12 protein-coding genes and 5 tRNA genes are annotated in these 12,885 nt (G+C 46.8%); 12 read left to right on the forward strand and 5 right to left on the reverse strand.

Translation table 11 applies throughout. From position 1 onward, the window contains the following. Positions 1-178: 178 nt before the first annotated feature. Both SPL68_RS16480 and SPL68_RS16485 read left to right on the forward strand, forming a co-directional pair. Positions 179-1,351 (forward strand): TonB family protein, encoded by a 1,173-nt coding sequence (locus SPL68_RS16480; protein ID WP_323816271.1) that lies wholly within the window; start codon positions 179-181, stop codon positions 1,349-1,351. Positions 1,352-1,499: 148 nt separating this feature from the next. Next, a complete protein-coding gene (locus tag SPL68_RS16485) occupies positions 1,500-3,248 on the forward strand; it encodes a pentapeptide repeat-containing protein (RefSeq protein ID WP_323816272.1) in 1,749 nt (582 codons plus the stop codon). Here SPL68_RS16485 and corA read toward each other — a convergent pair. Continuing rightward, positions 3,243-4,208 (reverse strand): magnesium/cobalt transporter CorA, encoded by a 966-nt coding sequence (corA, locus tag SPL68_RS16490; protein WP_323816273.1) that lies wholly within the window; start codon positions 4,206-4,208, stop codon positions 3,243-3,245. The two genes, SPL68_RS16485 and corA, sit on opposite strands and share 6 nt — an antisense overlap. A 172-nt stretch (positions 4,209-4,380) precedes the next feature. Here corA and SPL68_RS16495 point away from each other — a divergent pair, with 172 nt between their 5' ends. Continuing rightward, the gene (locus SPL68_RS16495; protein ID WP_465038332.1) at positions 4,381-4,653 is read left to right on the forward strand and encodes a helix-turn-helix domain-containing protein; all 273 of its coding nucleotides are present in this window, start codon (positions 4,381-4,383) and stop codon (positions 4,651-4,653) included. Between the two features lie 25 nt (positions 4,654-4,678). Here SPL68_RS16495 and SPL68_RS16500 read toward each other — a convergent pair whose 3' ends face one another. Next, a complete protein-coding gene (locus tag SPL68_RS16500) occupies positions 4,679-5,470 on the reverse strand; it encodes a hypothetical protein (RefSeq protein WP_323816275.1) in 792 nt (263 codons plus the stop codon). Between the two features lie 240 nt (positions 5,471-5,710). Here SPL68_RS16500 and SPL68_RS16505 point away from each other — a divergent pair. The 4 genes from SPL68_RS16505 to SPL68_RS16520 all read left to right on the forward strand — a co-directional run bounded on the left by SPL68_RS16505 (position 5,711) and on the right by SPL68_RS16520 (position 6,115). Then, a tRNA-Glu gene (locus tag SPL68_RS16505) sits at positions 5,711-5,786 on the forward strand. Between the two features lie 6 nt (positions 5,787-5,792). Next, a tRNA-Gly gene (locus tag SPL68_RS16510) sits at positions 5,793-5,868 on the forward strand. Positions 5,869-5,957: 89 nt separating this feature from the next. Next, positions 5,958-6,033, forward strand: a tRNA-Glu gene (locus SPL68_RS16515). A gap of 6 nt (positions 6,034-6,039) precedes the next feature. Then, positions 6,040-6,115: transfer RNA gene (locus SPL68_RS16520), tRNA-Gly, on the forward strand. Between the two features lie 121 nt (positions 6,116-6,236). Here the strand turns inward: SPL68_RS16520 and SPL68_RS16525 are convergent. Next, positions 6,237-6,659, reverse strand: coding sequence for a PA2817 family protein (locus SPL68_RS16525; protein WP_323816276.1), 423 nt, complete (start codon positions 6,657-6,659; stop codon positions 6,237-6,239). Between the two features lie 57 nt (positions 6,660-6,716). On the opposite strand from SPL68_RS16525, the gene SPL68_RS16530 reads away from it, so the two are divergent. Genes SPL68_RS16530 through queF form a run of 3 tightly spaced genes read left to right on the forward strand, consistent with a single transcriptional unit; the run spans position 6,717 to position 9,284 of the window. Continuing rightward, entirely contained in the window at positions 6,717-7,670 is a 954-nt protein-coding gene (locus SPL68_RS16530; RefSeq protein ID WP_323816277.1) for an ABC transporter ATP-binding protein, read from the forward strand. Then, a complete protein-coding gene (locus SPL68_RS16535; RefSeq protein WP_323816278.1) occupies positions 7,667-8,440 on the forward strand; it encodes an ABC transporter permease in 774 nt (257 codons plus the stop codon). The genes SPL68_RS16530 and SPL68_RS16535 overlap by 4 nt, the downstream gene beginning before the upstream one ends. 16 nt (positions 8,441-8,456) lie before the next feature. After that, the gene (gene queF, locus SPL68_RS16540; protein ID WP_323816279.1) at positions 8,457-9,284 is read left to right on the forward strand and encodes an NADPH-dependent 7-cyano-7-deazaguanine reductase QueF; all 828 of its coding nucleotides are present in this window, start codon (positions 8,457-8,459) and stop codon (positions 9,282-9,284) included. A 17-nt stretch (positions 9,285-9,301) separates the two neighbouring features. Here queF and SPL68_RS16545 read toward each other — a convergent pair whose 3' ends face one another. Continuing rightward, entirely contained in the window at positions 9,302-10,684 is a 1,383-nt protein-coding gene (locus SPL68_RS16545; RefSeq protein WP_323816280.1) for an adenylate/guanylate cyclase domain-containing protein, read from the reverse strand. Between the two features lie 142 nt (positions 10,685-10,826). Next, on the reverse strand, positions 10,827-11,858 hold the full coding sequence (locus tag SPL68_RS16550; RefSeq protein WP_323816281.1) for a hypothetical protein: 1,032 nt from the start codon (positions 11,856-11,858) through the stop codon (positions 10,827-10,829). Between the two features lie 238 nt (positions 11,859-12,096). On the opposite strand from SPL68_RS16550, the gene SPL68_RS16555 reads away from it, so the two are divergent. Both SPL68_RS16555 and SPL68_RS16560 read left to right on the forward strand, forming a co-directional pair. Next, positions 12,097-12,660, forward strand: a complete 564-nt coding sequence (locus SPL68_RS16555; RefSeq protein ID WP_323816282.1) for a nitroreductase family protein — start codon at positions 12,097-12,099, stop codon at positions 12,658-12,660. A 102-nt stretch (positions 12,661-12,762) separates the two neighbouring features. Beyond that, positions 12,763-12,850 (forward strand) — tRNA-Ser (locus SPL68_RS16560). Positions 12,851-12,885 lie beyond the last annotated feature (35 nt).

Genomic DNA, 12,885 nt, shown 5'->3' on the forward strand with positions numbered 1-12,885 from the left:
CGCCAATGACAGGGAATTTTTCAGCGGGCGTACTATAAAGAATGCCTTCCCCAAGGGAAAGCCGCATTCGTTGCGGGTTAATAATCCGGTTGGAATAAGAAATTGGGCTTTTGTCGCAAAATTGTCTTGTTTGCCCATTAGTCTGCATCTTTTTATTCAGATGCTATGGGGCAATGAGATGCTGGTTAAACCTTGGCTTGGTTGTTTGGGGTTGCTGTTAACCATTTTAAGTTTCAGTGTGCGGGCCGACTCCGGCTTGAATGGAATGGCGGTTTATTCCGAATTGGGCAATGAGCTGTTTATTGCTGCGCTCTATAGCGAGCAAACTGGCACTAACGCGCAAGAATTGATTAATGGCAGCTATCCCAAGCGGATTGAATTGAAATTTTTGTCGGCAGCGGGCATGACTGAGCGACAATTTAGTCGTCTGTGGCGCGAGTCCATCGCCATCAATAATGATCAAAATATCCTCATCGCCCAAGCGGATAACATGATTTATTTTGAAGGGCTTGTTCGCGACCGATTAGAAGCGAATGATCACCTGGTGATTGATTTTGTCCCTGCGCGAGGCGTTGCTATCAGCCTTAACAGTGTTGAGTTGGGGCATATCGAGGACGATGCTTTCTTTGGTTTATTGCTGCGTTCGTGGATCGGTCTGGTGCCTTCATCAACCAAATTTCGCGACGACTTGCTCAGCGTCACTTTGGTGGACGCAGCATTAGTGAATCGTTTCAACCATATGCATCCACGTAATACGCGAGTTGATGTAGCCAAGCAGTGGAAGCTGGCCTCGACAGTGACGGAAGATAAGGTATTAGACGAAGCTCCAGTCGCTGCTCCTGTGAATAAGCCTGAACCAGTCGCCGCCCCCAAACTGGCTGAAGTTGTTGCCGTATCTGTTCCTGTAGCGAAGACTTCGGAGCCGGTAAAGACTGAACCAGTAAATTCTAAGCCTGCATCACCGATTGCGGCGGGCGATAGCAAATCTAGCAGTGCTAATGAAGCAGTCATCAATACGGCAAACGACCAAACGGTGAGCCGTGCGCAAGAGTTACTCGCCAAACAGTTCTATATGGCCGATGTCTTCAAAAAAATTTATAGCAATGTGAGTTACCCAAAACGCGCTCAAGAATTACAGCAGGCAGGAACTGTACGGCTTGCGGTTGTGATAGATGCGCTTGGCAAAATCAAAACCATCGTACCCATTGAAGAGTCCCAATTTTCTCTGTTAAACAAGGCTGCCTTGGCGGCAGTTGAAAAGGCTGCGCCTTTCTCGCCGTTACCTGAGGGGTTTAACCTGACAGAGTTGGAGTTGTCGGTGCCGATTACTTTTTCTCTGGCAGGAATTTAGTGGCTTGACGTTTATCAACCCTGAGAATCCGCTATCAAACTGGCTATTTATCTTTGGTTGATTGTAAAAGTTGGCGTCTCAGTTGGCGTCTGTCAGTTTTTAAAAAGGCATGTTGGTATGCTGCGCCCTCGATATTGGTGAGGTGCGCATGGACAAAGAACAAATACTACAAGAGCTGCAGAAGGGCGTTGCATCCTGGAACCATTGGCGCAAACAAAAGGCGATAGGGGAGATCAATCTGGATGGCGTAGCGCTGGACGGTATGAATCTCGACGAGTACGACCTCTCCAAAGTATCCCTGCGCAACGCACAAATAACTCGCTGTAGTTTTAAGCATGCAGATTTAATCTTGGCAAACCTGCAATCATCGCAGCTAAGAAATAATGATTTCTCTCACGCAAAGCTCATCGCCGCTAATCTGGCCAATTGCGATCTAAGTAATTCCATTTTGTTTCGCGCCAATATGCTGACTGCCAATACACGCAATGCCCGCTTGGAAAATATCGATTTTCGCGGCCATGACATCAGCGGTTTGATTTTGCGCAATATCTCGCTCGCCGGCAGTAATCTGGAAGGGCAACAGCTAGCGCGGGTTGATCTGAGCAACTCCAATCTGGAAGGGGTGAATTTGCAGCGGGCAGATTTATCCGGCGCATTATTAACCAGCACAAATCTGACAGGCGTTGACTTGCGCGGCGCGACCTTAGTCGGGGCTATATTTAAATCGGCCAATTTGCACAATGTCGATTTAAACCATATGGATTTACAAAAATCTGATTTTTCCGGTGCGAACTTATCCGGCGCCGATTTGCGCGGCGCCAATCTGACCAAGGTTAAATTGGCTGAGGCGAATATCACTGGCGCAAAACTCTGGCGGACCACCAGCGCCGGTTGGCAGATCGCCAAAATTCAATGTGAACACGCCTTTTGGGATAAAAACGGTAAAGAAAAAACTATTTACCGCGCGCACGAATTTGAGCGCATTTTTGCTGAAGCGATGACAATCGATTTGCGCTATCCCTATCGCCTTGCCGACCATGAACTCGCAACCCTTCCAATTTTTATTGAGCATTTGGCTGCATCCCACTGGGGGACAATCTTGCGCTTGAAATCTATCACCGATGTTGCGGGCGGTGCACTGGTGAAATTTGTGGTGGAGGAGATGGGTAGCCACAATCCGACTGAACTGAAAGCACAATTACAGACAGAGGCAGAGCGCATCCAGTTAGCGCAATTAATGTTGCGCACCAACTCGCAATTGCATCTGCAACTAAAAGAAAAAATGGCGGCGATTCGTGAGGAGTTTTGGCCTCGTTTACTTGAGCTTGCTGCCGACTATGAAAAAGATCAGGTGCGCAAGCTGACGATTTTGTTTATGGATTTGAAAGGCTTTTCCAAGTGGGGCAATGATGAACTTTCTGAAAAGTTATCTCTGTTTCGCGGTTTGATAAAGCCTGTGTTAAAAAAATGGTCGGCAGGTCACCCCAATATGGAAGGGGATTCACTGCGCGTTACCTTCAAAAATGCAACTGCGGGGCTGGCGTGTGCTTGCATGATGCGCAACGTTTTACGTGCAGCAGGGTTTGAATTGCGTATCGGCGTCGAGCTGGGTGAAGTTGTGGTTGTGCACAACGAAGTAACTGATATTCCGGATTTGGAAGGTGTTGCAGTTAGCATGGCTGCTCGCATGGAAGCGGCCGCCGAGCCGGGCGAGGTGTTGGTGAGCCACAAGGTTCGCCATTACGCGGAGCGCAGCAATTTGTTTAGCTTTACTCCGCGCCGTGTTCCGCTTAAAAAATCTATCGGCGAAATCGCGCAAGGCGAATATATCGAGTGCTTTTCAGTAGAGGCGATTAGAAATCTGCAGGATTCTCAGGTTCAAGAGGCAGCACTATAACCAGCCAGATTTTTTAAATCGGTAATACAGATAAACGCAAATTACCAACACAATACCAAGCGATACTGGGTAGCCATATTTCCATTTTAATTCGGGCATGTGTTCAAAGTTCATGCCCCAAATCCCTACAAACGCCGTTGCCACTGCAAATATCGCCGCCCAAGCGGCAAGGCGTTTATTCACTTCATTTTCATCGATGCTCACCATAGACAGATTCACTTGAATAGCGGTGCCAATGGTGTCGCGAATCGAATCAATAGACGTGTTGATGCGATAGAGATGATCCTGTACATCGCGAAAATAATGTTTGGTGCCTGCGACAATTGGGGGGACGCGGCCGCCATCGAGCTTTCCTACTGCTTCCAGCAGCGGAGCAACGGCATGTTTTAAAACGGTGACTTTGCGTTTTAGTGCGTAGAGTCGCTCTATGTTGGCGCGCTGTGATCCTTTGGTAAAAATCTGGTCTTCAATGGTTTCCAGCTCGGTTTCAATGGCGACGACCACGGGAAAGTAGCGATCCACTACTGCATCCATCAGCGCATAGAACACAAATGCCGAGCCTTGCATTAAATGGTGCGGCTCTCGTTCACAGCGCGCGCGAACACCAAGAAAACCTTGCTGACAGCGGTTGCGGATCGACAGCACATAGTTTTCACCCACAAACACATCAACTTCACCCACGTGAATTTCGTTATCAACCAATTCGACTGTGTGCATAACGGCAAATAACGAATCGCCATACTCTTCAACTTTCGGGCGTTGATGGCCTACATGGGCATCCTCTACGGCTAGCTCATGCAAATTGAACTCTTCCTGCATTTGCTCCAGCTCGCCGGGTTCCACATCTTTTAAAGCGACCCAGACAAAACAGTTTTTTCGTTTTAGATAATTACTTATTTCCTCAACCGGAATATTGTCCAGCTTTTTTCCTTCCTGATAGGCAACACAGTTAATCAACATAAAAAGATTCCTGCTGAAGGCAAGTAAAATCCGCAATCGGACAATTTGTGAAATGGGATGATATTTGTTTACTTTTACGGAGTGATTTAATAGAGAATTCTAGTGCAAAAATAGACGGCAGCGATGATACTTTTAGCTGTAATATTTTTTAACTAATCCACTGGTCAATATGATGAGCGAGCACAGCAAAACAAAAACCAGCTTTTACCGTCGGCTTTATGTTGCATGGTTAATTTCTCAGGGGGTCAATAGCGTTCCCAAAATTATCGAGGCTACAGGAATGCCGCGCCGCACAGCGCAGGATACCTTGGCGGCGATTCATGAGTTGGATATTGAATTGGAAAATAACGGCGGGATTTATCGCGTAGAGGGTTGGGGGGCGGTTAATCAGCACTGGGTTGAAACAAATCTGCTAAAGATAAAAACAGTGCTGGAGTATCCGTAATAAAAGCAGGCAACTTAGCTATTGATTAATCGTAGATCTGCTTTTTCTTCCACTTTTCATTCTCTTCATCAAACTGCTTCCATTCTTTGCTGGATGGGGCATTATCGGCAGATGCAGGAGCTTGATCTGCGCTATCTGTAGCTTCAGGTGTTGCATTGGCTTTTTCTTGCAGCTTGGCAATAACGGCATCTAATTGGGCAACTTGTTTGTCAAAGCCGCCTCCTGCATTTTCTGCTGCTAAGGCTTTGCGTGCCAGCGTGTAGTAGTGCATCGCCAAACGAACCTTGCCTACTTGTTGCGACTGGCGCGCGTTAAACACATGGCTATCCACCGAAATTTGCAGCACCAAACGATTGATTTGATCTACATAGGCTTCGGTTTGCACTTGATTGATGAGCTTGGCTGCCGCTTGTTGCATAACGAACTTATGCAACTCTTGTAACAGACCTTGAGCTTCTTTTATTTGCTGCGGGTTATCCAAGCGGACGCGCGCTTGTTGGGTATTGTCTTTGTGTGTTGCCAGCAGGTTGGTGTAGAGGTTGAATTGTTCTGCGTGCGTAGGATCCTTGGGTTCAAGGCGCGATAACTGATCGCAGCAGTCGATTAATGCGCGGTAGAGCAGGGCAGATAAGTCGCTTGATAAAAATCCGGCAGGAAAGCTGGTGGCTAGATCGCGGAACGAATTGCGACGCGCGCGCAGGGCAGTAATTAAGCGCTGGCGACGCACGCGGCGTTTTTGAATCGAATGGGATAGAAATAAATATCCAGCCAGCAATATCAGCAGTAGGAATATTATGGCGATAACGTAAGCTGACATGATGGTTTTGAACCCTTATTGGTTAATTGCTGGGCGTATTATTGAGCCAAGTATAGCACTGGAAAAAGTGGCGTCTGAATTTGTATTTTGCGGAATAAGGAAAATCGCTAAGTGCTTGTTTCCACTCTGGTAAAAAAAGAATTAAAAGTGTTGACACCGAAGGCACCTGTCCCTAGAATGCGCCCCACTTCTGACGCAGACATCGAATCGAAAGAGACGGTTAAACGTGAGATGGTCCGGGTCCCCTTCGTCTAGTGGCCTAGGACACCGCCCTTTCACGGCGGTAACAGGGGTTCGAGTCCCCTAGGGGACGCCACATTTAGCGGGAATAGCTCAGTTGGTAGAGCATAACCTTGCCAAGGTTAGGGTCGCGAGTTCGAGTCTCGTTTCCCGCTCCAATTTCCCTTGCGGAAATTAACAAGTAGTAACGTTTTAATCTGTTAGTGAAGTGCGTTTTATTGTTGTTTTTCTAGCAACAGTTCAAAATGTCCCCTTCGTCTAGTGGCCTAGGACACCGCCCTTTCACGGCGGTAACAGGGGTTCGAGTCCCCTAGGGGACGCCACATTTAGCGGGAATAGCTCAGTTGGTAGAGCATAACCTTGCCAAGGTTAGGGTCGCGAGTTCGAGTCTCGTTTCCCGCTCCAATTTCCCTTGCGGAAATTAACAAGTAATAAAGTCTTATATTTCAAGATCATCTCTGTTTTACTTCTGATACAAATCAAACTATTTGCCCAGTTGGGCGAGCCATCCTTGGCTTCGCATTGCTTAATTCATTCCCTTTGATTTGGCTCTGGCATCTTTGTAGCTAAACGCGGTTTGCTGATCTTTTGCATCTTCGCGCTGTTCATCCAAGCGTTGAAACACAGCAATTTCTTCATCTGGCATAAAGTGCAAGCAATCACCGCCAAAAAACCACAGCAGGTCGCGATAAAGCAGCGGCATCAGGTGAGGATAGCTGCCGACGACTCGGCACATAAGTGTTTGTCCTTGCTCCAAAAAGCCGGGCTCATGTGCGTGTTGCTGCAATTGGGTGATTGCAGTGATAAATTCTTCATCGTCTGCGCTGCAATCTTCCGTATTAAATGGCGGCAACTGCTGGATTTGCGCACAAAATGCAGCAAGTAGCTCCAGGTGATAGGTGTAATACTCTTGGTCGTAAATAGATTGCTCTGAACTTGAAATCGACATACTGCGCCCTGATCTGGTGGTAAGTTTTTTAACCTTCATTCTCTTCTGCGAGGGATTATGACTCCGGCTCTCTCATTAAGAAATCTGCGTAAAGTTTACAACGAAAAATTTGAAGCCCTAAAAGGTATTTCACTGGATGTAATGCCCGGCGATTTTTTTGCTGTGCTTGGTCCTAATGGTGCGGGTAAGTCTACGACAATTGGCATTATCAGTTCTTTGGTGCGCAAGACGGCAGGCACGGTTGAAGTATTCGGTAAAAATATTGATACCGACTTTTCCACTGCCAAAAAATATCTCGGTGTGGTGCCGCAAGAATTTAATTTCAGCATGTTTGAAAAAGTGGAAGACATAGTGCTGCAACAAGCTGGCTACTATGGTTTGCCGCGCAAACAAGCGTTAGCTCAAACTGAGAAATACTTAAAGCAGTTGAGTTTGTGGGATAAGCGCCATACGCCCGCACGTATGCTATCGGGTGGGATGAAGCGGCGCTTGATGATTGCGCGCGCTTTGGTGCACGAGCCGCAATTGCTAATTCTTGATGAGCCTACTGCAGGTGTCGATATAGAACTGCGCCGTTCTATGTGGGATTTTCTGCGTGAAATTAATGCTGCAGGCACAACCATCATTTTGACAACCCATTATCTGGAAGAGGCTGAAAGCCTGTGCCGCAATGTGGCGATTATTGATCAAGGAACCATTGTAAAAAACACCAGCATCAAAAGCCTATTGCAGCAGCTTAATAAGGAAGTGTTTATTTTTGATGTATCGGGCAACTTGCAAGCATTGCCGGTATTGAGTGGTCATCGTGTAGCGCAAATTGACGAGCACTCATTTGAAGTTGAGGTAGATAAGGGGCAATCCTTGAATGCGGTTTTTACTCAATTAACCGAGCAGGGATTTGATATCGTCAGTATGCGCAATAAAGCGAATCGGCTAGAGGAATTATTTGTGTCTATGGTAAATGCAAATAAAGACTTGGCGAATGCGAAAAAAAATGAGGTGCAAGCATGAGTTTGCAAGAACAGTGGGTTGCGTTTTTAACCATCTTACGCAAAGAGATAAAGCGTTTTACTCGCATATGGATTCAAACCTTGTTACCGCCCGCCATCACCATGATTTTGTACTTTGTGATTTTTGGCAAATTAATTGGCAGTCGTATCGGTGAGATGGCGGGTTTCAGTTATATCGAATTTGTAGCGCCGGGTTTGATTATGATGGCAGTTATCACTAATGCTTATGCCAATGTTTCCTCTTCATTCTTTAGTGCAAAGTTTCAGCGTAGTATTGAAGAACTGTTGGTATCGCCCACGCCTAACTACATTATCCTGCTGGGGTATGTCATGGGTGGTGTTGCGCGCGGTATGGCAGTTGGTTTGATTGTGACTGCAATGTCATTATTTTTTACTGACTTATCGATTCATCACTGGGGCACGACTTTATTTATTGTATTTATGACCTCTGTGTTGTTTTCTCTTGCGGGTTTTATTAATGCCATTTATGCCAATACTTTTGATGATGTGTCGATTATTCCGACCTTTGTGTTAACTCCCTTAACCTATTTTGGCGGTGTGTTTTATTCGATCCATTTGTTGCCGGAGTTTTGGCAGCAGGTGTCGGTATTAAATCCAATTTTGCATATGGTGAATGGGTTCCGCTACGGCATGTTGGGCGTGAGTGATGTACATATAGGTGCTGCATTGATTGGTCTGGCTGTATTTGTGGTGATTTTGTTTGCAGTTGCCATGCATTTGTTAAAAACCGGCAAGCGTTTGCGCGCCTGATTTAAGAGGAGTTGCTATGAGTCATAATCCACTAGGGCAGCAAACTGAATATGTGTCGGTTTACTCGCCGCAGTTGTTGTTTCCGATTTCGCGTGCTGAGTCGCGTCGCTCCCTAGGCTTAGGTAGTGAGCTGCCTTTTTATGGGGTTGATATTTGGACTGGTTATGAACTCTCTTGGCTGGATCTCAAGGGTAAGCCTGTTGTAGCGGTGGCGGAGTTTTTTATTCCCTGCACCAGCGAATTCATCGTCGAATCCAAGTCTTTCAAGCTCTACTTAAATTCATTTAATCAAACGCGTTTAGCGGGTGTTGATGAAGTTGAATTTGTGATTGCGCGCGATCTTTCGCATGTCACTCATGCAGATGTGCGAGTGAGTATCCGGTTGTTAAGCTCGTCAGCGAGCGCCATTGCGCATTTAACGGATATTGCAGAAGTGCAGGGCGAGTTATTGGATGAGTTGGATGTAGAGATAGACACCTATCATCCCGCGCCTGAATTGCTAACTACGGAAGATTCAGAAGTTGAAGAGTGCTTGGTGAGCCATTTGCTAAAAACTAATTGCCCGGTAACTGGGCAACCGGATTGGGCAAGTGTTGTGATTCGCTATCAAGGTAAAAAAATCCAGCGCGAGAGTTTATTGCGCTACATCATCTCATTCCGTGAGCATCAGGATTTTCACGAGCACTGTGTTGAGCGGATGTTTAGTGATATTTCGCGTGTGTGCGCGCCGCAATCACTGTCGGTCTATGCGCGCTACACGCGGCGGGGTGGGTTGGATATTAATCCTTTCCGTTCAAGCTCTCAGGATATGCAGCCGGAGCTGTTACGGTTGATTCGCCAGTAGCGCAAGGCTACTGGCAATTAAACAATTACCTTGTCTTTCAGGCGGCTTGCCGCCTTTTCGAGCGCTTCGATAACTTTTTGTTTGTCGTAATTGCGCACTTTTTCCATGTCCAGATACATAGAAAAGCCTTCGGCGCGATCTTCAAAATAGCTCTGATTTTTGCCCATCTCTTTGCGTAGATCAGCTACTTGATAAACCTTCACCGGCAGTGAAAAACCTTTCACCTGAATCTCACCTTTGTCGCGGCACATGATGGTGTCTTTCACGAGTGACCAGGTTTCGTGCGAGATTAAAATTTCATCCGGTTCAGCGGCTGACTCAAGTCGGCTGGCGAGGTTCACCTGAGTGCCGAGAACAGTGTAATCAAGGTGGTTGGAGGTACCAAAGGTGCCCACGGTGCAATAGCCAGTGTTGATGCCCATGCGCACTTGCAGCGGCTTTTTGATGCCCTGGTTAAACCATTCTACTTGCATGGCTTTGATGCGTTTTTTCATGGCAATCGCCATAGCGACGCAGCGGGTCGCATCGTCTTTAACGCCTTTGCTGGCGCTATCGCCAAACAACACCATAATGCCGTCACCCATAAATTTATCGATAGTGCCGCCAAAGTGAGCGACGATTTTGGACATCTCGGTGAGGTAGTGGTTGAGCAGTTCGGTCAGCGCTTCTGCCTCGATTTCTTCTGAGAGCTGACTGAAGTCTTTGATGTCTGAAAAAAATACGCTGATGCGTTTACGCTCGGCTTGTAGGTGTTTGTCGTCACCGCGATTAATGGCTTGCCAAACTGTAGGTGGCAGGTAGCGAGATAATTTGTAGGCGCGGATTTTGTGCCATTTCTGTTCATTTTCGAGTTGTTTTTGGCTGATCATCAATTTGTGGAAACGTTGATGCATATAGATGGCGTAGACCAAAAAATAAGTGGCGACACCAATCAAACTTGCGGCACTGATTTCGATACTGCTTGATAAAACCAGTTGGGGTTTATGAATCACCAAGCTCAGGATGACACCAATAGCAAAGGCGGTGTTGTCCTCCATTAGTTTGCGAATGCCGCCGCTGATGAGCGCGTTAAATTGGATCATGGTCAGGAACATGACGCAGGGCAGAATACTAAAGTCGGTCAGGCTCAGAACTACACCAATCAGTGCGGCATCTACGCGGGACAGCCAGCGATTGATGCGAACCATCTGCTCGGGAATTTGCTTGCGTGTAAAATGATAAGTCGCGTAGGCGTAGATTAATAAAAATACAATCACAGCCATGTGTGTAAGGCTGGGATGATCCCAATTAATAAACGATGCCAAGGTGCCTGATGCGGCAAAGCAAATGAGTGCGCGAAAATAATATTGTTGAATCGGGGATTCGGTCTGCAGCGGTTGAGTGTCTGTCTTGCCGTTCATTGGACTAAAACCTTGTTGTTATCAGTCAGTTTGTCGTCCCTATTAAGATCCAGATTGCTTGCCCAAGCCCGTGAATTAAACGGGTTTTTCGAGCAAAAGTCTACTCGTTGATCATCCCGCCATAGGCTTTGTTGGTTGGATATTATTTAAGCTTGAGTTCCAGATATTTTTCTTCCAGTTCCGTATATTGTTTGCGCAACTCGTTCAGTTCTGTTTGAAGTGGGTGCGAGCTTGTCGTATTTGCGGGTTCGGCGCTGCCTTGTTCAAGGTTTTGTTTTAGCCGGTCATTTTCGCGCTCCAGATTTTCCAGATTCCCCACTAGTTCTTTGCTTTCATGGGTGAAGTTTTGCAGGGTTTCTTTGATCAGTTGGTTCTCTTCTTCAAGATCGTGTTCGTGTGCAATAGCCTCTTCTTGTTTGGCTAGTTGTTCATGTGCTTTATTCAGCTCATCTTCAAGCAGTTGTACGCAGGTGTCTGACTCTTGTACAAAGCGCATCTGGCGTTGCAACTGTTGCTCAAGCTCCTTGATGACCAGATCTTTCTGCTCAGCAGATAAGGCTTCCTCCAGTTTTCGTTGCAAATTGCTGATGACACGATACTGATCCGCAGCCACATTGCGCAGCTTCATAATTTCCTCTGCTGCACGCGGATCTTGCCGGATAATGTTAATTGTTTTGTTTTCTACCGGTTGCCCCGTCAGTGCTGCTTTGGTCGATTGCAAATGTTGGGCTATATCGTCGTAGCAGCTTCCATATTGCCCTAGTAGCATTTCGAAGCGGTCGCGCTCCTCCATGTTGCCGGCCATCGCGTAAAGCTCGTTGTAGTAAGCCTGAGCATTGGTTTGTGCTTGATTCCAGCGGCTTTCAAGGTCAAAAAAGAGCTTCTTAAATTTCTCCAGATTCTCAACCCGTTTTTTGTACATCTCCAGTTCTTCATTGTTAGCTGGTTCGGCAGCAATGTCTGCTGACAAATCAAGGGCAATATCCGGCGCGGGTTGAAAGGATGATGTCGCGGGTGCGGTTTGAATGGTGTCGATTAGCGTGCGCAGTTTTTCTTGTTGTCGGCGAATCAGACTTTTTTGTTTGCGGGCGTAGAAAATCAGCGCAATCGTTGCGATGAGCAACACAATGTAGATTTCTATCGCAATGGCGAGTGCTAACGGAGGAATTTGCATATTGTTATCGATTGTGATGATTACGCCCTAAGCTGCATGGTAAACACATTATTGTCGAAATCGACTTTATAATCGCCGGCGACTAAATACATCTGACGATTGGTTTGTGGTGGTTGCCTGAGAGTATGGTACAGATTAGGCCAATGTTCGACATGAGGGCAACTTCTGCACTGATCGCCCAATACCTATCTCATCGTCTATTTAAATAACTAAGTTTAATAGAGAGGAATTTGAATTTATGGATGCAATCACCGCATTACATCAGCGAGTATCAACCCCCCGGTTGACAGCACCTGCGCCAACGCCTGAGCAATTGGAGGTGTTATTTAAGGCTGCATTGCGCGCTGCCGATCATGGAAACATGCAACCTTGGCGATTTTTGGTGATTGAGGGTGAGGGGCTTGCCGAATTGGGGCTCGTTTTCGTTAAAGCGGCGACCGCCAAAAATCCTGCGCTCACCCAAGCTGAAATTGAACGTTGCCACACGATGCCGCAGCGAGCTCCCATGATTGTTGTTGCTATCGCCAAGTGCGTACCTAATCCAAAGGTTCCGCATATCGAACAGATTATTGCTGCAGGTGCAGCGACCCAAAATCTCCTTAATGCTGCCTTTGCAACTGGCGTTGGTGCTGTCTGGCGCACAGGCGATATGGCGTACGATCCCATCGTGAAATCTGCACTGGGATTAGGAGAGGGTGAAGAGCTTATTGGTTACATCTATTTAGGCACGCCAACAATTCCACCTCATGCGCCGCGTGAATCCAAACCTGCGGATTTTTTTAGTGCATGGCCGCAGGAATAAGATTGCGTTTACTGGCTTGCTTGTGTAAATTAGCGCGCCTTCGCAGGGGGTACTGGAAAAGGCCTGTTTGCGAAGCCGCATGTTGTGTTTGTGCGAAAAAACGGTGAGATGTCCGAGTGGCCGAAGGAGCACGCCTGGAAAGTGTGTATACCGCAAGGTATCGAGGGTTCGACTCCCTCTCTCACCGCCATTTTTAAAAACACTAGCTGTACAGTTGCCCGCATA

It is taken from the genome of Cellvibrio chitinivorans (assembly GCF_035117775.1).
Taxonomy (GTDB): Bacteria; Pseudomonadota; Gammaproteobacteria; order Pseudomonadales; family Cellvibrionaceae; genus Cellvibrio; species Cellvibrio chitinivorans.